Annotated in this window: 20 protein-coding genes and 5 tRNA genes; 12 read left to right on the top strand and 13 right to left on the bottom strand. The window is 74.9% G+C overall.

All coding sequences use genetic code 11. The features are described from left to right. Positions 1-86: 86 nt before the first annotated feature. Both IE170_RS24195 and IE170_RS24190 read left to right on the top strand, forming a co-directional pair. Entirely contained in the window at positions 87-2,291 is a 2,205-nt protein-coding gene (locus IE170_RS24195; RefSeq protein ID WP_189811557.1) for an elongation factor G-like protein EF-G2, read from the top strand. A gap of 136 nt (positions 2,292-2,427) precedes the next feature. Further along, positions 2,428-4,092, top strand: coding sequence for an AbeC-like domain-containing protein (locus tag IE170_RS24190; RefSeq protein WP_189811556.1), 1,665 nt, complete (start codon positions 2,428-2,430; stop codon positions 4,090-4,092). A gap of 60 nt (positions 4,093-4,152) precedes the next feature. On the opposite strand, the gene IE170_RS24185 is transcribed toward IE170_RS24190, so the two are convergent. Further along, positions 4,153-4,713: an HIT family protein gene (locus IE170_RS24185; RefSeq protein ID WP_189811555.1), complete on the bottom strand. Its 561-nt coding sequence runs from the start codon at positions 4,711-4,713 to the stop codon at positions 4,153-4,155. Positions 4,714-4,780: 67 nt separating this feature from the next. Here IE170_RS24185 and IE170_RS24180 point away from each other — a divergent pair, with 67 nt between their 5' ends. Continuing rightward, the gene (locus tag IE170_RS24180; RefSeq protein ID WP_189811554.1) at positions 4,781-5,467 is read left to right on the top strand and encodes a potassium channel family protein; all 687 of its coding nucleotides are present in this window, start codon (positions 4,781-4,783) and stop codon (positions 5,465-5,467) included. Between the two features lie 42 nt (positions 5,468-5,509). On the opposite strand, the gene thrS is transcribed toward IE170_RS24180, so the two are convergent. Next, complete coding sequence (gene thrS / locus IE170_RS24175; RefSeq protein ID WP_189811553.1) at positions 5,510-7,486, bottom strand: threonine--tRNA ligase; 1,977 nt, start codon at positions 7,484-7,486, stop codon at positions 5,510-5,512. Between the two features lie 162 nt (positions 7,487-7,648). Between thrS and IE170_RS24170 the strand changes: the two genes are divergently transcribed. Beyond that, positions 7,649-8,131, top strand: a complete 483-nt coding sequence (locus tag IE170_RS24170) for a GNAT family N-acetyltransferase (protein ID WP_189811552.1) — start codon at positions 7,649-7,651, stop codon at positions 8,129-8,131. Here IE170_RS24170 and IE170_RS24165 read toward each other — a convergent pair. Together IE170_RS24165 and IE170_RS24160 are read right to left on the bottom strand one after the other, a co-directional pair. Then, positions 8,128-9,423, bottom strand: coding sequence for a hypothetical protein (locus IE170_RS24165; RefSeq protein ID WP_189811551.1), 1,296 nt, complete (start codon positions 9,421-9,423; stop codon positions 8,128-8,130). The genes IE170_RS24170 and IE170_RS24165 overlap by 4 nt on opposite strands. Further along, positions 9,423-10,013, bottom strand: coding sequence for a DUF4365 domain-containing protein (locus tag IE170_RS24160; protein ID WP_189811550.1), 591 nt, complete (start codon positions 10,011-10,013; stop codon positions 9,423-9,425). Before IE170_RS24160 ends, IE170_RS24165 begins: the two co-directional genes overlap by 1 nt. Positions 10,014-10,221: 208 nt before the next feature. On the opposite strand from IE170_RS24160, the gene IE170_RS24155 reads away from it, so the two are divergent. Then, entirely contained in the window at positions 10,222-10,947 is a 726-nt protein-coding gene (locus IE170_RS24155; RefSeq protein WP_189811549.1) for a 3'-5' exonuclease, read from the top strand. Positions 10,948-11,039: 92 nt separating this feature from the next. Here the strand turns inward: IE170_RS24155 and IE170_RS24150 are convergent. Together IE170_RS24150 and IE170_RS24145 are read right to left on the bottom strand one after the other, a co-directional pair. Beyond that, positions 11,040-11,111: transfer RNA gene (locus tag IE170_RS24150), tRNA-Val, on the bottom strand. A gap of 39 nt (positions 11,112-11,150) precedes the next feature. Then, positions 11,151-11,678 carry an SRPBCC family protein gene (locus IE170_RS24145; RefSeq protein WP_189811548.1) on the bottom strand — a complete coding sequence of 176 codons (528 nt, stop codon included), beginning with the start codon at positions 11,676-11,678 and terminating at the stop codon, positions 11,151-11,153. Positions 11,679-11,759: 81 nt separating this feature from the next. Between IE170_RS24145 and IE170_RS24140 the strand changes: the two genes are divergently transcribed. Beyond that, positions 11,760-14,243, top strand: coding sequence for an SCO7613 C-terminal domain-containing membrane protein (locus tag IE170_RS24140; RefSeq protein ID WP_189811547.1), 2,484 nt, complete (start codon positions 11,760-11,762; stop codon positions 14,241-14,243). A 68-nt stretch (positions 14,244-14,311) separates the two neighbouring features. Here the strand turns inward: IE170_RS24140 and IE170_RS24135 are convergent. Together IE170_RS24135 and IE170_RS24130 are read right to left on the bottom strand one after the other, a co-directional pair. Next, positions 14,312-14,383, bottom strand: a tRNA-Val gene (locus IE170_RS24135). 45 nt (positions 14,384-14,428) lie between these two features. Continuing rightward, positions 14,429-14,911 carry a TIGR02611 family protein gene (locus tag IE170_RS24130; protein WP_189811546.1) on the bottom strand — a complete coding sequence of 161 codons (483 nt, stop codon included), beginning with the start codon at positions 14,909-14,911 and terminating at the stop codon, positions 14,429-14,431. Between the two features lie 177 nt (positions 14,912-15,088). Between IE170_RS24130 and IE170_RS24125 the strand changes: the two genes are divergently transcribed. Both IE170_RS24125 and IE170_RS24120 read left to right on the top strand, forming a co-directional pair. Continuing rightward, positions 15,089-15,502: an SsgA family sporulation/cell division regulator gene (locus IE170_RS24125; protein WP_030011909.1), complete on the top strand. Its 414-nt coding sequence runs from the start codon at positions 15,089-15,091 to the stop codon at positions 15,500-15,502. A gap of 260 nt (positions 15,503-15,762) precedes the next feature. Next, a complete protein-coding gene (locus tag IE170_RS24120) occupies positions 15,763-16,392 on the top strand; it encodes a CGNR zinc finger domain-containing protein (RefSeq protein WP_189811545.1) in 630 nt (209 codons plus the stop codon). Here the strand turns inward: IE170_RS24120 and IE170_RS24115 are convergent. Together IE170_RS24115 and IE170_RS24110 are read right to left on the bottom strand one after the other, a co-directional pair. Then, a complete protein-coding gene (locus tag IE170_RS24115) occupies positions 16,333-16,518 on the bottom strand; it encodes a hypothetical protein (RefSeq protein ID WP_189811544.1) in 186 nt (61 codons plus the stop codon). The genes IE170_RS24120 and IE170_RS24115 overlap by 60 nt on opposite strands. Positions 16,519-16,633: 115 nt before the next feature. Next, the gene (locus tag IE170_RS24110; RefSeq protein ID WP_189811543.1) at positions 16,634-17,062 is read right to left on the bottom strand and encodes a hypothetical protein; all 429 of its coding nucleotides are present in this window, start codon (positions 17,060-17,062) and stop codon (positions 16,634-16,636) included. Positions 17,063-17,247: 185 nt separating this feature from the next. Between IE170_RS24110 and IE170_RS24105 the strand changes: the two genes are divergently transcribed. Further along, positions 17,248-17,748, top strand: coding sequence for a DsbA family protein (locus IE170_RS24105; protein ID WP_189811542.1), 501 nt, complete (start codon positions 17,248-17,250; stop codon positions 17,746-17,748). A gap of 19 nt (positions 17,749-17,767) precedes the next feature. Here IE170_RS24105 and IE170_RS24100 read toward each other — a convergent pair whose 3' ends face one another. From IE170_RS24100 to IE170_RS24090, 3 genes are all read right to left on the bottom strand, one after another. Further along, positions 17,768-18,592: a GNAT family N-acetyltransferase gene (locus tag IE170_RS24100; RefSeq protein WP_189811541.1), complete on the bottom strand. Its 825-nt coding sequence runs from the start codon at positions 18,590-18,592 to the stop codon at positions 17,768-17,770. 75 nt (positions 18,593-18,667) lie between these two features. After that, entirely contained in the window at positions 18,668-19,489 is an 822-nt protein-coding gene (locus IE170_RS24095; protein WP_189811540.1) for an aminotransferase class IV, read from the bottom strand. Between the two features lie 16 nt (positions 19,490-19,505). After that, on the bottom strand, positions 19,506-20,561 hold the full coding sequence (locus tag IE170_RS24090; protein WP_189811539.1) for a chorismate-binding protein: 1,056 nt from the start codon (positions 20,559-20,561) through the stop codon (positions 19,506-19,508). A gap of 181 nt (positions 20,562-20,742) precedes the next feature. On the opposite strand from IE170_RS24090, the gene IE170_RS24085 reads away from it, so the two are divergent. The 3 genes from IE170_RS24085 (at position 20,743) to IE170_RS24075 (ending at position 21,001) form a co-directional block, all read left to right on the top strand. Next, positions 20,743-20,815 (top strand) — tRNA-Gly (locus IE170_RS24085). A gap of 39 nt (positions 20,816-20,854) precedes the next feature. Next, positions 20,855-20,928 (top strand) — tRNA-Cys (locus tag IE170_RS24080). 1 nt (position 20,929) lies between these two features. Then, positions 20,930-21,001 (top strand) — tRNA-Val (locus IE170_RS24075). The last annotated feature ends 15 nt before the right edge of the window (positions 21,002-21,016 follow it).

The following is a 21,016-nucleotide window of genomic DNA, read 5'->3' as shown; positions in this document are numbered from 1 at the left end:
CCGTATGGACGCGGTGTGGCACCGGTGCAAAGCTCGGAGGAGCCCCGACCACCCTCGTCACCGTCCCACCGGGAGGCACGAGCACCATGGGAGCCACATCACACCACGCCGGAGCCGCCGGCAGGGCACCGACGGCCGACCACCCCTCCTCCGTACGGAACGTGGTGCTGGTCGGCCACACCGGAGCCGGGAAGACCACCCTGGTCGAAGCCCTCGCCCTCACCGCCGGAGCCGTCACCAGGGCCGGCCGCGTCGAGGACGGCTCCACCGTCTCCGACCACGACGAGATCGAGCACCGCCAGCAGCGGTCCGTCCAGCTCTCCCTCGTCCCCGTCGAATGGGCCGGGACCAAGGTCAACCTGTTGGACACCCCCGGGTACGCCGACTTCGTCGGGGAGCTGCGGGCAGGCCTGCGCGCCGCCGACGCGGCCCTCTTCGTCGTCTCCTCCTCCGACGGCATCGACGGCGCCACCCGCATGGTCTGGGAGGAGTGCCAGGCCGTCGGCATGCCCCGCGCCATCGTCGTCACCCACCTGGAGGCCGCCCGCGCCGACCACGCCCGGATGGCCGCCGTGTGCGCGGACGCCTTCGGCGGCGACGACCCCGACGCCGTCGTCCCCCTCCACCTGCCGCTGTACGGCCCCGCCGGCCCGGACGGCCACGCCCCCGTGACCGGACTCCTCGACCTGCTCACCCAGCGGGTCCACGACTACTCCTCCGGCGAGCGCACCGAGCGCGACCCCGAGCCGGAGGAGCTGGCGCAGATCGCCGGGGCCCGCTCCCGCCTCATCGAGGCCGTCATCGCCGAGAGCGAGGACGAGACCCTCATGGACCGCTACCTCGGCGGCGAGGACATCGACCTGAAATCGCTCGTCGCCGACCTGGAGCGGGCCGTCGCCCGCGGCACCTTCCACCCCGTCCTGATGGCGGCGCCCGCCGCCGACGGCGCCCGCCAGGGCCTCGGCACCGTCGAACTGCTGGAGCTGGTCACCCGCGGCTTCCCCACCCCCCTCGAACGGGATCCCGTGCCCGTCACCGCCCCCGACGGCGCCGACCGCCCCGCCGTCGCCTGCGACCCCGACGGCCCGCTCGTCGCCGAGGTCGTCAAGACTTCCTCCGATCCCTACGTCGGCCGCATCTCCCTCGTCCGCGTCTTCTCCGGCACCCTCCTGCCCGAGCAGACCGTCCACGTCAGCGGCCACGGCCTCACCGACCGCGGCCACGAGGACCACGACGTCGACGAGCGCATCGGCGCCCTCTCCTGCCCCTTCGGCAAACAGCAGCGCCCCGTCGCCCGCGTCGTCGCCGGCGACCTCGCCTGCGTCGCCAAGCTCACCCGCGCCGAGACCGGGGACACCCTCTCCGCCAAGGACCGGCCGCTCCTGATGGAGCCCTGGCCGATGCCCGACCCGCTGCTCCCCCTGGCCGTCGAGGCCCACAGCAAGGCCGACGAGGACAAGCTCTCCCAGGGCCTCGCCCGCCTCGCCGCCGAGGACCCCACGATGCGGCTGGAGCAGAACCCCGACACCCACCAGGTGGTCCTGTGGTGCCTCGGCGAGGCCCACCAGGACGTCGCCCTCGAACGCCTGCGCACCCGGTACGGCGTCCAGGTCGACCCCGTCCCCCACAAGGTCAGCCTCCGCGAGACCTTCGGCGCCCGCGCCGCCGGCCGCGGCCGGCACGTCAAGCAGTCCGGCGGCCACGGCCAGTTCGCGATCTGCGAGATCGAGGTGGAGCCGCTCCCGCCCGGCAGCGGCATCGAGTTCGTCGACAAGGTCGTCGGCGGCGCCGTCCCCCGCCAGTTCATCCCGTCCGTCGAGAAGGGCGTCCGCGCCCAGGCGGCGCGCGGACTCGCCGCCGGATACCCGCTGGTCGACGTCCGCGTCACCCTCCTCGACGGCAAGGCCCACTCGGTGGACTCCTCCGACGCCGCCTTCCAGACCGCGGGCGCGCTGGCCCTGCGCGAGGCCGCCGCCGCATCCGCCATCCACCTCCTGGAGCCCGTCGCCGAACTCGCCGTCCTCGTCCCCGACGACTACGTCGGCCCCGTCATGAGCGACCTCGCGGGCCGCCGCGGCCGCGTCGTCGGCACCGAGCAGTCCGGATCGGGCCGCACCCTGGTCCGCGCGGAGATCCCCGAGATCGAGATCAGCCGGTACGCGGTCGAGCTCCGCTCCGTCTCCCACGGCACCGGCCGCTTCTCCCGCTCGTACGCCCGCCACGAGCCGATGCCCCCGAACATCGCCGAGAAGGTGCGCGAACGCCTGGAGAAGGGAAGTCCTCTGACGTGACGCCAGGAAGCCGCCCGCACGGCCCGGTTGCCGCGGGCGGCTTTCCCCGTCCCGCGACCGCGGGAGCGGATACGCCGATAGGCTCGTCCGCGCGGCATGTGGGCACGACGCACAGCGATGGGGGTTGGGGGCAGCGGTGGCGGACGACGGATTCGACTTCAGGCCCGGGGCGCAGGTACCCCTCCAGGGGGGCGGGGGCCAGACCGCGGCGACGCACGCGCTGGCCTCGGCGGCCTACCGGGACGGCGGGAAGGACACCAAGCTCTCCGCCATACTCGGCGCCAACAACGAATACCACTCCTCCACCGTCAAGCCGCCGAAGATCTCCCTCTTCGAGCCCAACCTGGGCGAGGCCTTCTGCCGCGCCGTGGAGGCCCGCACCCTCTCCGCCGGCCGCAAGCCGGTCATCCAGTCCTTCGGCGCCGACCCGCAGACCGTCGTCGAGCACTGCCTGGCCGCCTCGCACATCCGCAAGCAGCGCGACCGCAAGCTCCGCCTGATCATGCTGGTCGCGGGGGTGCTCTTCCTGCCGGGCCTGCTGCTGTGGCTGGCCCTGTTCCAACTGCGCCGGACCCTGACCGGAAACGAGAAGTACGCCTCCTGGCTGAGCACGCTCCTCCTCGTCGGCGTCGGCGTCGTCGTCGCCGTGATGATGTTCCGGCTCCCGTTCGACGGCTTCCTCGGCCTCTACCTGCGCGGCATGGTCATCGCCCCCGTGGCCGGCTGGTTCCTCGCCCGCCGGATCTGCGAGTCCACCGCCGCCGACCTGCGCTCCCGCTGGGACGGCCTCCTCTCGGGCGGCGGCGTCGGCGCGAAGATCCCCGAGGCGGTCCCCGGCAACCCGGACGAGAAGGCCCGCGAGGACCTGCGCCACTCCCTGGCCAAGCTGACCGCCGAGAACCGCAGCAACTCCGTCTTCTACGCCGGCCCCAAGGGCATCCTCGGCATGGGCACCCGCTGGGGCAGCTGGCAGCTCGCCGAGGAGCTCGTCCCCAAGCCCGGCGCCGCGGAGATCCACCCCTTCCGCAGCTGGGACGTCATACGCGCGGTCGACAGCGAGCTGCGCAAGCTGGAGCGCGGCCCCCTGCACACCGGCGGCCTCCCGCCCGCGAGCATCCAGCACTGGATCGTCACCCCCGTCGGCGAGGGCGCCGCCGAGGTGGCCCGGCCGTCCGGCGCGGACGTCGACACCTTCCTCGTCAAACCGCACGAGGTCACCCGCATCTGCAACGAGCAGCAGTTCAGCGGCGGCAACCGGCACTACCTCGGCATCCAGTACCCGCTGTGGGACGGACAGCTCGTGATCACGATGCTGGTCACGGTGACGGTCCTCTACAAGACCCTCCGCATCGAGGTCACCGGGCACGCCCTCGGCCCCGTCCACGGCCTCTTCACGACCAAGTCCGCGGCACCCAAGGTCGAGGTCCCCAAGTCCGTCCGCTTCTGGGAGACCGTCGAGCGCCCGCTGCCGCTGGTCGACGCGGCGGAGGTGGTGCGGCTCGCGGTCCGAGCCCCCCTCACCTGGTACCCGCCGCTGCTGGAGTTCTTCGGCGGCAAGCTCGTCCTGCCCGAGCCGTTCGGCGTCCGGCACGTCTGGGCCGGACAGCCCTGGCGCCACCGCTTCATGGCGGACGACGCCCTGCGCGCGGCGACGCCCGTCCTGCGGGCGGTGCACGCCGCCGCGATGCGCGTCCTCGACGAGAACGGCGTCGACATCGAGCGCTTCACCAACCGCTCGCTCATCGTCAGCGGCATCGTCCAGGACGCCGCCCCGCGCAAGGCCGACGTCTACGACGCGTAAGGCGCACGCGGGCGGGGCGGGAGGCGTTGGGCGCCTCCCGCCCCGCTGCGCACCCTGCGACTACTCGGCCGGCCAGGCGTCCGCGAGCATCTGGCGGGTGTCGGCCAGGAGCTGCGGCAGCACCTTGGTGTGCCCGACGACCGGCATGAAGTTGGTGTCCCCGCCCCACCGCGGCACGATGTGCTGGTGCAGGTGGGCGGCGATCCCCGCGCCGGCCGCGGCGCCCTGGTTCATGCCGATGTTGAAGCCGTGCGCGCCGGACGCCTTGCGCAGCGCCACCATGGCCCGCTTGGTCAGGTCGGCCAGCTCGGCCGTCTCGTCCGCGTCCAGCTCGGTGTAGTCGGCGACGTGCCGGTAGGGCACCACCATCAGGTGGCCGCCGTTGTACGGGTACAGGTTCAGCACCGCGTAGACGTGCTTGCCGCGGGCCACGACCAGCCCGTCCGCATCCGACATCGCCGGGATCCCGCAGAAGGGACAGCCGTCCCCGGCCGCGGGGCCGGTGGGCTTGTTCTCGCCCTGGATGTACGCCATCCGGTGCGGGGTCCACAGACGCTGGAAGGCGTCCTGCGTACCCACGCCGTTCTGCTGCTCCGGCTCAGTCGTCATGCCATGCAGCATATGACCTTGCCGCCGGGCGGCGTGTCGCCGGGGCGGAGATCCCCCGGCGGGCGGCCATCCTGGCCGGATGAGACACCGCACGCCGAAAGCCACGGTGCCCCCGGACCCCCGGCTGGAACGCTGGGAGGCCGGGGCGGAGCTGCCGCTGCTCGCAGCGTCCCTGGTCTTCCTCGCGGGCTACGCGCTCCACGTCCTGGTACCGGAAGGCAACCCTTTCGTCCGCGACACGGGCCTGGTCGCCGTCGGCGTCACCTGGCTGATGTTCCTCGTGGACTACGCCGTGCGCTACCGGCTCAGCCGGCAGCGGCTCGTCCGCTTCGTCCGCACCCACTGGCTGGACACCGTCGTCCTCCTGCTGCCGCTGCTGCGCCCCCTGCGGGTGGTGAAGGTGTACACCGCGATCCGGCGCCGCGGCAGCCGCGCCCGCCTCGGCCTCCATGCGCGCGTGATCACGTACGCCGGGCTGTCCGCGCTGCTGCTCGGCTTCGCCGGGGCGCTGAACGTGTACCAGGCGGAGCGCCACGCACCGGACGCGACGATCACGACCTTCGGGGACTCGGTGTGGTGGGTGGCCGCCACCCTCACCACGGTCGGGTACGGGGACGTCGTCCCGGTGACGGCCCGGGGCCGCGCCGTGGCGGTGGGGATGATGATCGGGGGTCTGGCCCTGCTGGGCGCAGTGACCGGCTCGTTCTCCTCGTGGCTGCTGTCGGTCTTCGCCCAGGAGGGCGACGACGAAGCCCCCGGGAAGTGATCACTTCCCGGGGGCTCGATCCCCGCCGGTGCGGGGAGCCGGTCACACCTGGACGCGGCGCTCCACGACGTCGGCGAGCTTCGCCAGCGCCTCGTCGCGGGGGATGCCGTTCTCCTGCGAGCCGTCGCGGTAGCGGAAGGAGACCGTGCCCGCGGCCATGTCCTCGTCACCGACGATGATCATGAACGGGACCTTCTGCTTCTGCCAGGTCCGGATCTTCTTCTGCATGCGGTCGGAGGAGGCGTCCACCTCGACCCGCAGTCCCTTCTTCTTCGCCTCGCCGGCGAAGTCCTTCAGGTAGTCCACGTGCGCGTCGCCGATCGGGATGCCGACGGCCTGGACCGGGGCGAGCCACGGCGGCATGGCACCGGCGTAGTGCTCCAGCAGGACGGCGAAGAACCGCTCGATGCTGCCGAACAGCGCACGGTGGATCATGACCGGCCGCTGGCGGGAGCCGTCTCCGGCGGTGTACTCCAGGTCGAAGCGCTCGGGCAGGTTGAAGTCGAGCTGGACGGTCGACATCTGCCAGGTGCGGCCGATGGCGTCACGGCACTGGACGGAGATCTTCGGGCCGTAGAAGGCGGCGCCGCCCGGGTCCGGGACCAGCGGGAGGCCCTGCTTCTCGGCGACCTGCTGGAGGGTGGCCGTGGCCTCCTCCCAGACCTCGTCCGAGCCGACGAACTTCTCCGGGTCCTTGGTGGACAGCTCCAGGTAGAAGTCGGTCAGGCCGTAGTCGCGGAGCAGGTTCAGGACGAAGGTGAGGGTGCGGTCCAGCTCCTCCGCCATCTGCTCGCGGGTGCAGTAGATGTGCGCGTCGTCCTGGGTGAACCCGCGGGCGCGGGTCAGGCCGTGGACCACGCCGGACTTCTCGTACCGGTAGACGGTGCCGAACTCGAAGAGCCGCAGCGGCAGTTCCCTGTAGGAGCGCCCGCGGGCGTCGAAGATCAGGTTGTGCATGGGGCAGTTCATCGGCTTGAGGTAGTAGTCGGTACCGCCGTCGAGCTGCATGGGGGGGTACATGCCCTCCGCGTACCAGTCGAGGTGGCCGCTCTTCTCGAAGAGGGCGCCCTTGGTGGCGTGCGGCGAGTAGACGAACTCGTAGCCCTCCTCCTCGTGCCGCTTGCGGCTGTAGTCCTCCATGACCCGGCGGATGATGCCGCCCTTGGGGTGGAAGACGGCGAGCCCGGAGCCGATCTCGTCCGGGATGGAGAAGAGGTCCAGTTCGGTGCCGAGGCGGCGGTGGTCGCGCTTCTCGGCCTCGGCGAGGAAGTCGAGGTGGGCCTTCAGCTCGTCCTTCGACGGCCAGGCGGTGCCGTAGATGCGCTGGAGCATCGGGTTCTTCTCGCTGCCGCGCCAGTAGGCGGCCGCGTTCCGCATCAGCTTGAACGCCGGGATGTTGCGGGTGCTCGGCAGGTGGGGGCCTCGGCAGAGGTCCTTCCAGCACAGCTCGCCGGTCTTGGCGTCGAGGTTGTCGTAGATGGTCAGCTCGCCGGCGCCCACCTCGACGTTCGCGCCGTCGTCGGTGGAGGCCGAGCCCTTGATGCCGATGAGCTCCAGCTTGTACGGCTCGTCGGCGAGCTCCTCGCGGGCGGCCTCGTCGGTGACGACGCGGCGGGAGAACTTCTGCCCCCGCTTCTGGATCTCCTGCATCTTCTTCTCGATGGCCTTCAGGTCATCGGGGGTGAAGGGCCTCGCGACGTCGAAGTCGTAGTAGAAGCCGTCCCGCACCGGCGGGCCGATGCCCAGCTTGGCCTCGGGGAAGAGCTCCTGCACGGCCTGGGCCATGACGTGCGCGGTGGAGTGGCGCAGGATGTCGAGGCCGTCCGGGGAGGAGATCTCCACGGGCTCGACGGTCTCGCCGTCCTGGACGGCGTAGGAGAGGTCCTTCAGCTCGCCCGCGACGCGCGCGGCGATGACGGTGCGGTCGTCGGCGAAGAGGTCGGCGGCCGTAGTGCCCGTGGCCACCACGCGCTCGTCCCGCTCGGAATCGCGTTGGATGATCACACGGACGTCTGACACGGTCTCTCCTGACTCTGGTGGCGCCTCCCGGCGGTCGGCCCGGGGAGGCGTGCGGCGGTGGACGCCGCGCGTGTGAATCGTACCGAGCGGAGCGGGTCCGCCGCGAAGCGGTTGTGCCCGACCCGCTGCTCCGGCGGCCCGCGCCGTCGATAGCGTGTGCCCATGAATACGACATGGCCGGTGCGGCCGCTGGACCTGGCCGACGAGGAGGTCGCCGCCGCCGTCCACCGGATCGGGCGGGCGGCGTACGCGGTGGAGGCGGAGCTGATCGGCTTCGACGGCATCCCCGCCCTGCACGAGAGCCTTGCCGACCTGCGCGCCAGGCCCCTCCAGTGGCGGGGCGCCGTCGGCGCGGACGGGGAGATCGGCGGGTTCGTCGCCTGGGAGCGGGAGGCGGACGGCTCGGTCTGCGTGGACCGGCTGTGCGTCGACCCGGCCCGCTTCCGCCTCGGCATCGCCTCGCTGCTGCTGCGCCACCTGCTGGCCGAGGTCCCGCCCCGGGTGCCGGTCACGGTGACGACGGGCGCGGCGAACGCGCCGGCGGTCGCCCTGTACGAGCGGCTGGGCTTCGTCCGCGGTGCGGACTTCTCCCCCGCTCCGGGCCTGGTGATGGCCTCGTTCGCGCTGGCCCCGCGCGCGTCCTAGTCGTCGCCCGGCAGGAAGTCCGCCGGGCCCGAGGGGTCGTCCAGGGACTTCATCAGCCGGTCGCGCTGCACCTCGTCCAGGGGGACGGGCGCCACGTCCTCGGCGTCGGTCAGCCGGCGGAAGCCGCCGCGCCGCTGGAGGCGGCCGGCGAGCCGGATCGGGACGCCGGCGAGGTGGGCGCGGCCGGCCACCCGGTAGGCGTCCTCGTCCAGGGCGACGCGGGCGTACGCGATCTCCGCGCCGGACAGCACCCGCAGCCGTACGGTGCCCCCGCCGCCGGGGGCCGATCTGCGCATCCGGACGACCGTGCCGGAGAGCCGTACGGGGACGGCCGGCTCGGCCCGGGTGTAGCGGGCCGCGGCCTCGCGGAGCGCGGGCAGGTCCCCGGGGGAGAACTCGACGGGCTCCGGGCGGGCCGCGCACCCGGGGGGCGGCCCGGCGGCCGGCGCCCAGGCCAGCGCGATCCGGGCCCCTTCGGAGCCGCGGACGAGGGCGATGAGCGCGTCGGCGAGCTCCCGGCTGACGCCGGCGGGGACCGCGGCGTCGAAGGCCTCCATGCGGCCGGTGGCGCGCCGGTAGTCGACGGCCTCCCGGGCGGCGTGCAGGGCGTGGTGCAGGCGGGCGACCGTGCCGCGGCCGCCGGCGACGGGCACGTACGCGGTCAGCGCCCGCCCGGCGGGGGCCGGGCCGACGAGGACCCCGTCGAGGGCGCGTTCGGCGCGGGCGCGGTGCCGGGCCCCGTGGTAGCCGACGCGGGCCCGGTCGGCGAGGGCTCCGGCGAGGAGGAGCCGGCGGGCGGCCGAGCGGAGCTGCTCCTGCACGTTCCAGGCGGCCTCGCCCGGAAGCCCGTACGCCGCTGCCGGCCCTTGGGGGACGCGGCGTTCCCAGCGGACCTCGTCGCTGGGCACGCCGAGGCCGTACAGCACCTCGCGGGCGGCGGGCAGGGCGCTGCGGGCGAGCGCGGCGAGGGCCTCTTCGAGGAGGTCGGTGCAGTCGGGGAAGGCGCGGCTCTCCGGGACGAGGATGCTGGCCGGGGCGTTGCCCGGGCCGGCTGCGGGCGGGGTCCAGCGGCCGAAGCGTCCGGCGGCGCCGCCGCGCCGCTGCCAGCCGTGCCGGCGCAGCAGGGCGCCGAGGACGGCGGGGTCGACGCGGGCGGGGTCGGGCGCCGCCGGGTCCGCGGGGTCGCCGTGCCCGGGGAGGCCGGGGCGGGCCGGGTGGGCGGCGTACGCGGGCGGCGCCGCCGGCAGCGGCGGCGGTTGGCGGCGGTCGCGGTCCGGCGGGTTGCGGTGCATCAGGGTGTCCCTCCCGACCCGACCCGGGTCATGATCTCGCACAGGGCCCGGTCGTCGAAGATCCGCGTGGTGGGGATCCGGACGGTGGTGCGCCGGCGGCCGGTCACGGGGTGCCCGGCGAGGTTGGTCCAGTAGCAGCAGTGGCGCAGGTCGAGCCGGTCGTGCCCGGCGGCGAGCCACTGGTCGCGCTCCCGCGGGACGAGCATGACGACGAGGATCTTGTGGACGGCGACGGGGGTGCGGGCGAGTTTGACGAGGTGTTCGTTGTCGAGGGTGAAGCCGAACGTGGGCCCGGGCGGTGCGGGCGCGACCTGGTAGGTGGCCTTCAGCTGGACCTTGATGGTGACTTCGTCGTCGACGGTGTGCTCGGGTGCGCCGTGGTTGACCTGCCAGTCGATGCCGTTGTCGGGGAACGGCTGGGAGAGCGAGCAGCCGGCGGCCGCCGCGACGGCGTGCAGGTATCCCACCTGGAGGGTCTCCATGCAGGCGGTGGTGGCGAGCGTGCCGCGCAGCGGGGCCGGGCGCGCGCCGTCCTGCGCGCCGGTCTGCCCCGGCAGCACCCCGCCCGGTTCGGGTCGGGTGAGTGCCATGGCCGGCTCCCCCTGCCTCGCGGGCAATGCCGGGTGGTTGCGGTCGGGGTGACGGCCGTTCATGTGTGCGTCCCCCCGGGGAAGTTGTCTCCGTACCGGACCGGTCGCAAACGGCGTACGGCGCAAACGGGCCGGGTATCACGGAATCGGGCGAGGGGGGCGGCGGCGCGGTGCGCCCCATCCGCCGATCGGGAACGAGGAGTTCGCCATGACGCGCTGGTACGAGGGGCCGCTGGCCGCATTCGACACGGAGACGACCGGGGTGGACGTGGAGCGGGACCGGATCGTGTCCGCCGCTCTCGTCGTGCAGGAGTGTGCGGGCGGCCGGGTCCGCCAGACCCGCTGGCTGGTCAATCCCGGCATCCCGGTGCCGCGGGAGGCGACGGAGGTGCACGGTCTGACGGACGAGCACCTCCAGCACCACGGGCGGTGGCCGGCGCCGGTGATGGAGGAGATAGCGAGGGCGCTGGCGGAACAGCAGGTGGCGGGCCGGCCGGTGGTGGTGATGAACGCGCCGTTCGACCTGACGCTGCTGGACCGGGAGTTGCGCCGGCACCGGGCGTCGTCGCTGGCGCGGTACCTGGACAACCGGCCGCTGACGGTGCTGGACCCGCGGGTGCTGGACAAGCACCTGGACCGGTACCGCAAGGGGCGGCGGACGCTGGCGGACCTGTGTGCGCACTACGGGATAGAGCTGGAGGGGGCGCACGACGCGGGGGCGGACGCGCTGGCGTCGCTGGAGGTGGTGCGGGCGGTGGGCCGGCGGTTCGCGGCCCGGCTGGAGCGGCTGAGTCCGGCGGAGCTGCACACGCTCCAGGCGGTGTGGTTCGCGGCGCAGGCGCGCGGGCTGCAGGCGTGGTTCGCGCGGCAGGGGACGCCGGAGGCGGTGGACCCGCACTGGCCGCTGCGGCCGGAGGTGTCGACGGCGGCGTGAAGCGCCGTGCGCGGCGGGGGCGGTGGCTGCGCGCGGGGGCCGGGAATGCGGAAGGCCGGTCCGTCGTCTGACGGACCGGCCTGTCCCGGCGGTGGGCGATACTGGGATCGAACCAGTGACCCCTTCGGTGTGAACGAAGTGCTCTCCCGCTGAGCTAATCGCCCGGGAACGCACTGAACAATACAAGAGGCACGGGCCCGGGTTCAAACCGCTTCGGGCGGGCCCGCCAGGAGGCGCGCGAGACCGCGCCGTCCGGAGCGCATCATCAGCGCGTGGTTGAGGTGCAGCAGGGGCCGGGCGGGGGCGGAGAGCCGGCGCAGCAGCGGGCGGCGGACCTCGACCTCCTGCTCGTACAGGGCCCGCGTCCCGGTGGTGCCGCCGGGGCCGCGGCGGGGGCGGACGGTCCAGCGGGCCCAGCCCTCCATGTCGCCGCCGAGGGCCGCTTCGAGGATGCCGCCGCGGGGGTCGCTCAGGAGTTCGGCGGTGGTGACGCGGAGCGTGTACGGCAGGGCGGCGCGGATGTACGCGGTGCCGGTGTGCCCGCCGGTGCGTTCGGCCCGGCGGACCTGGGGCCACCAGCGGGGGTAGTCCTCGGCGTGTGCGAGGACGGCGTACACGCGGTCGGGCGGGGCGTCGAAGTCCCAGGCGGTGCGGAAGCGGAACCGGTGTACCGACGGTCGGCGGCGGGGGTCGGGGCTGCGGTCTGCGCAGGGGGTGCGGCGGGGGCCCATGCGACCAGTGTCGGTACTCAGGACGGATCTGAGTAGGGGCCCCCATGTTCCCGGGCGGTGGCGGGCGCCACACTGCGGAGCATGGAAACACCCCTCCCGCCGGCCCAGGAGCTGGCGCTCATCGACCGCGAGCTGGCGCAGCTGGATGCGCGCCGCGGCTACCTGCTGGCCCGCCGGGAGTGGCTGCTGCGGTCGGCGGCGCCGGCCGGGTGGACGGCCCCGGCCGGATGGGGTGCCGGGGCGGCCGCGGCGCCGGGGGCGGGGCGGGGCCCCGAGGCATCGGCTCCGAGTGCGCAGAACGTGCTGCTGACGCTGGGTGCGGTGCTGCTGGCGGTGGCGGCGCTGGCGTTCACGCTGGTCAGCTGGGGCTCTCTGGGCATCGGCGGGCGGGCGGCCGTCCTGGCCGCGGTGACGGCGGGGGCGCTGGCCGCGCCGGCGCTGCTGGTGCGGCGCGGGCTGCGGTCGACGGCCGAGTCGGTGGCGGCGCTGGGGCTGCTGCTGACGGTGCTGGACGCGTACGCGCTTTACGCGGTCGCGCTCGCGGGCGCGGACGGGGCGGCGTACGCGGCGGGGGCCGCGGCGGCGCTGGCCGCACTGTGGGCGGCGTACGGTGCGGTGCTGCCCCGGCTGGCCGTGCCCGCTCCGGCCGCGGTGCTCGCGGTGCAGCTGCCGCTGCCGCTGGCGGCGCTGGCGGCGGATGCGGGCCCGGTGGGGTTCGGGTGGGCGCTGCTGGCGACGGCGGCGCTGGACGGTGCGCTCGCGGCGGTCCCGGCGGGCGCGGGGTGGCTGCGGGCGCGGGCCGCGTGGACGGCCGCGGCGGTGTGGGTGCCGGCGGGGCTGCTGTGGGCGGGCGCGCTGTCGGCGGCGGTGGTGCGGCTGGCCGCGGCGGGGAGCGCGGGGGTGGCGGCGTCCCCGGCGCTGCTGGCGGCGGGGTGCGCGGTGCTGGGTGTGGCGGTGGCCTGGCGCTTCCCGTCGGCCGCGGTATCGGCGTCGGCGGGTGGCCTGGCGGCGGTGGCGGCGCTCGCCGGGCCGGTGCTGCCGGAGGCGTCCGGAGGCTGGGCGGCGGTCGCGGTGCTGGCGGCGGCGCTGCCGCTGCTGGGGGCGGCCGCGGCCGGCGGCGTCCCGGAGGCGGTGCGGCGCGGTCTGGGCGCGGCGGGGGCCGCGGTGGCCGCCCTGGTCGCGCTGTGGGGGCTGGCGGCGGCCGGCCGGGCCGTCGCCGGGCGGCTCTCGGTGGTGCGCGACGCGTGGGCGGTGACGGCCCCTGCCGATGTGCACGGGCCCGGTGCCGCGGCCGTGGTGGCCCTGCTGCTGGCGGCGGGCGCGGCGTGGTGGGCGGGGCGGGTGCCGTCCCACTGGCCGGCCCCGCGGCCGGCCGGCCCCGCGGCCGGTCCGATGCCCGCGGGGCCCCCGCCGGTCGCCCCGCCGGTCGCCCCGGCGGCCGGGCCGGCCGCCGCGGGCGCGGTCGCGGTGGTGTGCGCCTGGGCCGCGCTGTTCGCGGCGCCGCTGGGGTACGGGCTGCCGGTCGCGGCGGTGCTCGGCGTCCAGCTGGGGGTGACGGCGGTGGCCGCGCTCCTCGCGGTGCGCCCGGCGGCGGCCTCGGCGGACGGCCCGGCGCGGGCCGCGGCGGCGCTGTGCGCGGCGGCCGGTGCGGTGGCCGTGTCCCTGGCGGCCCTGGACGGGCGCGCGGCGACCTTCACGGTCCTGGGCGCCGTCGGCGCGGGCAGCGCGGCCGTGGCGGCCCGGCGTACCGCTGCGGCGGCCGTGCGGGCGGGCGGGGCGGTGCTCGCGGTGGGCGCGGCCGCGGGCCTGGTGGCGGCGGCCGCCGCGCTGGCCGGGCTGCCGGCGCCCCGCTGGTCGCTGCCGCTGCTCGCGGTGCCGGCCGCGGCGGCGGCCGCGGGCCCGCGCCTGGGCCGCGTACGGGTGCCCGCCGAGGCGGCGGCCGCGGCGGTCGGCGTGGTGGCGGTGCTGCTCCCGGCCGGCCGGCCCGGAGTGTGGTCGGCGGCGTGCGCACTGGCCGGGGTCGTCTGCGCGGGCGCCGCGGTGCGGCCCGAGCGGCGCCGGCTCGGCTGGGCCGCGGCGGTGCTCGGCGTGGCCGCGGCCTGGCTGCGGCTGTGGGAGTCCGGGGTGACGGCGGTGGAGGCGTACACGCTGCCGGTGACGGCGGCCGCGCTCGCGGTGGGCTTCCTGCGCCGCCGCCGGGACCCGCTGGCCTCCTCCTGGACGGCGTACGGCCCGGGCCTGGCCGCGACGCTGCTGCCGAGCCTGGTGGCGGCCTGGGGGGACGCGCACTGGCTGCGGCCGCTGCTGCTCGGCGCGGGGGCCCTGGCGGTGACCCTGGCGGGCGCCCGCCGGCGGCTCCAGGCACCGCTGCTGCTGGGCGGGGCCTGCCTGGCGGCCGTCGCGGTGCACGAGCTGGCCCCGTACGTGGTGCAGGTGGCCGGGCTGCTGCCGCGCTGGGTGCTCCCGGCGCTGGCGGGGCTGCTGCTCCTCGCGGTCGGGGCGACGTACGAGAAGCGGCTGCGCGACGCGCGGCGCCTGAGGGAGGCGCTGGGCCGGCTTCACTGAGGGGCCCGGCCCCGGCGGAAACGCCGAGGGCCCGGAGACGGTCGACGTCTCCGGGCCCTCGGTCCGGGTGGGCGATACTGGGTTCGAACCAGTGACCTCTTCGGTGTGAACGAAGCGCTCTCCCACTGAGCTAATCGCCCGGGCACACCGCAAACATTACCGCATGTCAGCGGCGCTCCCGACCATCACTGGTCCTTCAGGTTCCAGGGCAGGGTGAACCCGTACTTCCACAGGTAGAAGCCGATCAGCGCGCCCGCGATCACGAGCCCCGTGCCGGTCAGGATCAGGTTGCGGCGGCGGACCTTCGGGTCGAGGGCCCTCTGGGCGGCCTCGGTGACCTTGCGCTTGGTCCAGCGCAGGACGAGGTGCGCCCAGGCGAACTCGGTCGCCCAGATCGCCAGGCCGGCGAAGATCGCGACCCACCCGGGGCCGGGCAGGACGAGCATCGCCGCGCCTGCCCCGATCACGGCGAGGCCGACGATGAAGACGCCGACCTGCCAGCTCAGGTGCAGGGTGCGGCGCCTCTTGATGAATTCCGGCGCCTTCGAAACGTGCGGCGCTTCCTGTTCGGTCTCTCCGGTGCTGCCGTCGGCGGTACCGCCGACGGCGTGCCCGGCGGTCTCCTCGGCGTTGGACGCCCCGGCCTCGCGGTCACTCCCCGTGTTCATGGGCTCGAATCTACCGGAGCCGGAAGCACACGTGAATGGAGGTTTGGATCCGCCGTTCGAGGGACCCAGAGAGCCGCAAAACGGTCAGAGGGGTTTACAACGGCACCGTAGGTGGCATGTCGATTTCGCCGACGTGCGAATCCCCGAGCGCACACTGAGCGAAAGGCCCTGGCGCTTATGAACACCACGGTCAGCTGCGAGCTGCACCTGCGCCTCGTTGTGTCGAGCGAGTCCTCACTGCCTGTTCCCGCGGGCCTGCGGTATGACACGGCCGACCCCTACGCCGTGCACGCCACCTTCCACACCGGCGCCGAGGAGACGGTCGAGTGGGTGTTCGCCCGCGACCTGCTCGCGGAGGGCCTGCACCGGCCCACCGGAACCGGGGACGTCCGTGTCTGGCCGTCCCGCAGCCACGGTCAGGGCGTCGTCTGCATCGCCCTGAGCTCACCGGAGGGAGAAGCTTTGCTCGAGGCGCCCGCCCGGGCACTCGAGTCATTCCTCAAGCGGACTGACGCCGCGGTCCCGCCCGGGACCGAGCACCGGCACTTCGACCTCGACAAGGAGCTCTCACACATCCTGGCCGAGAGCTGAGCCGGCCCCCCGGGGAAGAACCTCCCGGCTGACGCCGGGGCCGCCCGGCACCGTCCGACTCGGGGCGACGGTGCGGGCCGGCTGGAGAACCACATACGGCAGTGCCGGCGCTGTTCCCGCGGAGGCCGTCCGCGGGGGCGGCGCCGGTGTGCTTGTTCGCACAAGAGACACCTCCCGGCCGGGGCCCCGGGCGGCTAGAGTCGGCCCCCGGCGGCGACACCGGCCCGTCGCCGCAGGCCCGGCCACAGGGAGCGACTTCCGTGCAGATTCCCCACGACACCCGTCGAGCGCTCGACGTCGTCGTCGCTCTGGTGAACACGGCCGCCGAGGCGGACCAGCCCGACGGCCTCGCGGACCTGGGCTCGCTGCGCGCCTTCGTCCGGGAGTACGACATCAGCGACGTCGGCGAGCTCGGCGCGCGGGACCTGGCCGGCGTGCGGACGGTCCGGGGCAAGTTCGCGCAGGTCTTCGCGGCGCCCACCGCCCGGGTCGCGGCCTCGCTGATCAACGAGCTGGTGGCGACGGCGGGGACCACGCCCCAGCTCACCGACCACGACGGCTACGACTGGCACGTGCACTACTTCGCCCCCGGCGCCTCCCTCGGCGACCACCTGGCCGCCGACGGCGGCATGGCGCTCGCGTTCATCGTGGTCGCCGGCGAGCAGGAGCGGCTGCGCCGCTGCGAGGCCCCGGACTGCCGGCGGGCCTTCGTGGACCTCTCGCGCAACCGCTCCCGGCGCTACTGTGACAGCCGCACCTGCGGGAACCGGCTGCACGTGGCGGCGTACCGGGCGCGGCGCAAGGAGGCCGACGCGGGGCCGGCGGACCACTCAGAGCAGGAACAGGTCGTGCACGCCGGCCAGCAGCAGCAGGGTGCCGACCACCCCTAAGAAGATCATCAGCGGGGGCTGGGAGAGCGCGAAGAGGCAGCCGCGCTGCTCCTCGGCGGCGGGAGCGGGGACCGTGGCGGGCGTCCGGGCCGGTGCCGCCGGCGCCCTGTGCGATGTGTCCGGCATGTCGGGGCGATGATGGCCCACGGCGCCCCCGGGCCGGCCCCAACACGCCCGTGCGGCGGCCGCGTTCACCCCTTCTCGTCACGGCGCGGGCGCGGGCGCGCGCCCGCGGCGCCGCTCAGATGCCGTGCTTCTTCAGGATGGCCTCGATGTCGGAGAAGTCCTCCTCGGGAGCGGCCGCACGGCCCGGTGCGGGCTGCGGACGGCTCCCCCGGCCGACCTGGGGCGCGGCGGCGGAGGGGGCGACGGCCTGCGGGCCCGAGGCCTCGGCGGCCTTGCGGGCCCTGCCCGCGCCGCGCCGCTCGACGGCCCGGGTGGCGGCCAGCAGGAGCCAGGACAGGCCCAGCAGGCCGAAGCCGACCCACACGGCGGGCTGGAAGACGATCCCGGCCGCCCACTCGACGACGCCCGTCAGCACCAGGCCCGCCGGCACCAGGGCGTACGCGGCGATCCGGGTGGCCGTGAGGTAGCGCCTGCGGAACGCGGTCACCGCGGCGATGCCCAGGCCTGCCGCGGCCAGCGCGGAACATACGGTCTCGGCGAGCATGCGGTCCTCCAGGGCGGCCGTCGGGGCCCTCTTCGTTCCCCGCTCCCTCCATCCTGCACCGCCGGACGCCGGCCCGGCCACGCCCCCCGGGGCTCCGGCGCCGATCTCGGGGACATCTCCGGGTCGGCCTCCTCCGCAGGGGGTGCGCGGCCCGGCAGCGGCCGGGCGGCTGGGAGACTGGGGGCATGACCGATTCCGTGATCCTCGACGTCTGGTGCGAACTCCAGTGCCCGGACTGCCACAGCGCCCTGGACGACGTACGGGCCCTGCGCGCCCGCTACGGCGACCGGCTGGACATCCGGCTGCGCCACTTCCCCCTGGAGAAGCACAAGCACGCCTTCGCCGCTGCGCAGGCCGCCGAGGAGGCGGCCGTGCAGGGGCAGGGCTGGGCGTACGCGGAGGCCGTGCTGGCCCGCACCGCCGAGCTCGGCGAGCGCGGCGAGGCGGTCCTGCTGGACGTGGCGCGTGAACTCGGCCTGGACGTCGAGGAGTTCGACACGGCCCTGATCGACGGCCGGCACATCCTGATCGTGGACGCCGACCAGGCCGAGGGGAAGGCGATCGGGGTGTCCGGCACCCCGACGTACGTGATCGGCGGCGAGCGCCTCGACGGCGGCAAGAGCCAGGAGGGGCTGCGCGCCCGCATCGAGGAGATCGCGGACCGGCTGCTGGCCGGCCGGGCGTAGCCGCGGCCGGTCCGGCGGGTCAGAGCAGGTCCTTGCCGTAGGTGAACCGGAGCGTGCGGTAGCCCAGCGACTCGTAGAGCCGCAGGGCGGGCGTGTTCCCGGCGAAGACCTGGAGGCCGAGCGCGCGGTGGCCGCGGGCGAGCGCGGCCCGTTCGGCGAGGAGCATCAGGGAGCGGCCGTGCCCGCGCCCCCGGTGCGCCTCGGCGACCGCGACGTCGTAGACGTACGCGCCGGCTGCGGAGGGCCCGATCCAGATGTGCCCGACCGCTTCTCCGGCGGCCTCCAGGACGAGGAGGTCGTTGCCGGGCGTGTCGGGTCCCTGCGGCAACTGGCGGTGGTGGTCGTCCTCCGCCTTCCGCCGTGCCGCGGCGGCGGGCATGCCACGGCCCGCCATGTCCTCGGCGTAGCCGTCGACGGCGGCGGGCAGCCACCGCGCGTACTCCTGTGCGGTCATCGGCCGGCCCGTGGTCCCGTCGGGCAGGGCGGGCGGGGCGGCGGGGAGCTCCTTGGACATGGCGCGGCTGTACTCGGTGTAGCCGAGGGAGGCGGCCATGCGCAGGCCGCCCGGGGAGTCGGCGGGCACGGACGCCTGGACGCGCCGGCAGCCCCAGCCGCGCAGGACCTCCTCGGCGGCGAGCGCGCCGACGGTGGCGCGCCCGCGCCGCCGGTCGGGCTCGTCGACGGCGAGGTCGCGGATCTCACCGACGGCCGGCCCGAAGGCGCTGTCGCAGGCGAGGAGCAGGGCGCCGACGCGCCGGCTGTTGACCCGGATCTCGTACGGGCGCGAGCGGGCGCCGGCGGCGCCCTCCTGGAGCGGCCCGCTCGGCCGCAGCGTGGTGGTCATCAGGGATGTGTACCCGCCACCGGCCCCCGTACGACAGCGATTTCCGGTGCGGGCGCCCCGCGTGACGGCAGCGGCCTACGGGTCGAGGTCGTCTGCGGCACGCTCCTCGAAGATCCGCGCGGCGCGGGCCGTGACCGGTCCCGGGGCGGCCGGGGTGGTGCGGCCGTCGATGCGGTGGACGGCTTGGACGTCGCGGAGGGTGGAGGTGAGGAAGACCTCCTCGGCCCGCTCCAGGGCGGCGAAGGGCAGGTCGGCCTCCTTGGCGCCCACCCATTCGACGACGAGGGCGCGGGTGATGCCGGCGAGGCAGCCGGAGGAGACGGGCGGGGTGTACAGCTCGCCGTCGAGGACGACGAACACGTTGGAGCCGGTGCCCTCGCACAGCTGGCCGACGGTGTTGGCGAAGAGGGCCTCGGAGGCGCCGGCCTTGTTCGCGGCGGCGAGGGCGACGACGTTCTCGGCGTACGAGGTGGTCTTGAGGCCGGCCACGGCGGAGCGCTCGTTGCGCACCCACGGCACGGTGATCACGGCGGTGGTGTCGGGCCGCCGGGTGGTGGCGCCGAGGGCGACGAGGAGCGTGGGGCCGCTGTCGCCGCGGTCGGAGCCGAGGGGGGAGATGCCGCCGGTGTAGGTGATGCGCAGGCGGCCCAGCGGTACGGGGTTGTCGTCGAGGACTGCCGTGCAGGCGCGGCGCACCTCGTCCAGGTCGGGCTCGGGCAGTCCGAGGCCGCGGGCGGAGCGGGCGAGCCGCTCCAGGTGGCGGGTGAGCGCGAAGGCCTGCCCGTGCTCCGCCTTCACCGTCTCGAACACGCCGTCGCCGACCGTCAGGCCGTGGTCGAACACGGACACGTGCGCGTGGTCGGCGTCCCGCAGTGCGCCGTCGAGCCAGATCCTCACCGTACGATCCCTCCGCTCACCCGGGGGCACCTGTCACCGCCCGGGAGCCCGACGCTACCTCCAGCAGGCGGGCGGCCTTCAGCTCGGTCTCGGCCCATTCGCGCTCCGGGTCTGATCCCCAGGTGATGCCGGCGCCGGTGCCGAAGAGCAGGCGGGCGCCGCCGGGGGCCTGGCGGTCGATCCAGAAGGTCCGGATGCCGACGGCGAGCTCGGCGAGGCCGCGGTCGGCGTCGACCCACCCGATGCCGCCGCAGTAGGGGCCGCGCGGGGCTGTCTCCAGGGCCTCGATGATCCGCAGGGCGGAGGACTTGGGGGCGCCGGTGACGGAGCCGGGCGGGAAGGTCGCGGCGAGCAGCTCGGGCCAGCCGGCGCCTTCGGCGAGTTCCCCGCTGACGGTGGAGACGAGGTGGACGAGGCCGGGGTGCTCCTCGACGGCGCACAGTTCGGGTACGGCGACGGATCCGGTGGCGCAGACGCGGCCGAGGTCGTTGCGGACCAGGTCCACGATCATCACGTTCTCGGCGTGGTCCTTGGGCAGGAGGTCGGCGGCGGTGCGGCCGGTGCCCTTGATGGGGCCGGACTCGACGTGGCGGCCGGAGCGGCGCAGGTAGAGCTCCGGGGAGGCGGTGGCGATCTCGACGCCGTGCGCCGGGAGGCGGATCGTTCCTGCATAGGGGGCCGGGTTGCCGCGGGCCAGCAGCGCGGTCAGGGCGTCGACGTCGGCGCGCTCCGGGTCGGGCAGGGGCGCGGACATCACGCGGCACAGGTTGGCCTGGTAGACCTCGCCGGCGGCGATGTGCTCGCGGATGCGGCGGACGCCCGCCGTGTAGGCGGCGCGGTCCAGGGAGGAGGACCACCGGTCGGCGGCGGGGCCGCGCCAGGCGCCGGGGACGGGCTCCGGGACGGGGTCGGGGCGTATGTCGCCGAAGCGCGCGCAGACCAGGCGCCCCTCGAAGTCGGCGGCCACCGCCCAGAAGCCCGAGGAGTCCAGGGCCGCCGGGTCGCTGGTGACGTCGCGGAGGTCGGTCGCGAGGAGGCCGCCGAAGCGGGCCAGGGGAGGCAGGTCGTGCACGGCTGCGAGTCTATGGCCGGTGGCCGAAAGGCGCCGGGGAGGTGACCGGTGGGTGACCGGTGGTGATCGCGCGGCAGCACGCTGCGGAAACGCGTTTTTGAGCTGGCCGGGGAATCCGCTAGAGTTCAACACGTCGCCAGGGAGCGAAGGGGGAAAACCCCGGAGCGAACAGGGTGACGGTGCGGACGTAGCTCAGTTGGTAGAGCACCACCTTGCCAAGGTGGATGTCGCGAGTTCGAGTCTCGTCGTCCGCTCTGAGTGGGGGATCTTCCCGAGATACCCCGCAACTCCGAGGTGGAGTGGCCGAGAGGCGAGGCAACGGCCTGCAAAGCCGTCTACACGGGTTCAAATCCCGTCTCCACCTCCAAGGACGATTAGCTCAGCGGGAGAGCGCTTCCCTGACACGGAAGAGGTCACTGGTTCAATCCCAGTATCGTCCACAGGATCTTCGGATC

The sequence above is a fragment of the Streptomyces toxytricini genome (genome assembly GCF_014649915.1).
Lineage (GTDB): Bacteria > Actinomycetota > Actinomycetes > Streptomycetales > Streptomycetaceae > Streptomyces > Streptomyces toxytricini.
Note: the sequence above shows the minus strand (reverse complement) of the source record. Positions and strands in the feature narration are given on the sequence as shown.

Excerpts from the sequence above, each read along its gene's own strand:
- IE170_RS24195 (WP_189811557.1), top strand. The coding sequence starts at position 87 with ATGGGAGCCACATCACACCACGCCGGAGCCGCCGGCAGGGCACCGACG.
- IE170_RS24185 (WP_189811555.1), bottom strand. The coding sequence starts at position 4,713 with ATGCTGCATGGCATGACGACTGAGCCGGAGCAGCAGAACGGCGTGGGT.
- IE170_RS24180 (WP_189811554.1), top strand. The coding sequence starts at position 4,781 with ATGAGACACCGCACGCCGAAAGCCACGGTGCCCCCGGACCCCCGGCTG.
- IE170_RS24170 (WP_189811552.1), top strand. The coding sequence starts at position 7,649 with ATGAATACGACATGGCCGGTGCGGCCGCTGGACCTGGCCGACGAGGAG.
- IE170_RS24165 (WP_189811551.1), bottom strand. The coding sequence starts at position 9,423 with ATGCACCGCAACCCGCCGGACCGCGACCGCCGCCAACCGCCGCCGCTG.
- IE170_RS24160 (WP_189811550.1), bottom strand. The coding sequence starts at position 10,013 with ATGGCACTCACCCGACCCGAACCGGGCGGGGTGCTGCCGGGGCAGACC.
- IE170_RS24155 (WP_189811549.1), top strand. The coding sequence starts at position 10,222 with ATGACGCGCTGGTACGAGGGGCCGCTGGCCGCATTCGACACGGAGACG.
- IE170_RS24145 (WP_189811548.1), bottom strand. The coding sequence starts at position 11,678 with ATGGGCCCCCGCCGCACCCCCTGCGCAGACCGCAGCCCCGACCCCCGC.
- IE170_RS24140 (WP_189811547.1), top strand. The coding sequence starts at position 11,760 with ATGGAAACACCCCTCCCGCCGGCCCAGGAGCTGGCGCTCATCGACCGC.
- IE170_RS24130 (WP_189811546.1), bottom strand. The coding sequence starts at position 14,911 with ATGAACACGGGGAGTGACCGCGAGGCCGGGGCGTCCAACGCCGAGGAG.
- IE170_RS24125 (WP_030011909.1), top strand. The coding sequence starts at position 15,089 with ATGAACACCACGGTCAGCTGCGAGCTGCACCTGCGCCTCGTTGTGTCG.
- IE170_RS24115 (WP_189811544.1), bottom strand. The coding sequence starts at position 16,518 with ATGCCGGACACATCGCACAGGGCGCCGGCGGCACCGGCCCGGACGCCC.
- IE170_RS24110 (WP_189811543.1), bottom strand. The coding sequence starts at position 17,062 with ATGCTCGCCGAGACCGTATGTTCCGCGCTGGCCGCGGCAGGCCTGGGC.
- IE170_RS24105 (WP_189811542.1), top strand. The coding sequence starts at position 17,248 with ATGACCGATTCCGTGATCCTCGACGTCTGGTGCGAACTCCAGTGCCCG.
- IE170_RS24100 (WP_189811541.1), bottom strand. The coding sequence starts at position 18,592 with ATGACCACCACGCTGCGGCCGAGCGGGCCGCTCCAGGAGGGCGCCGCC.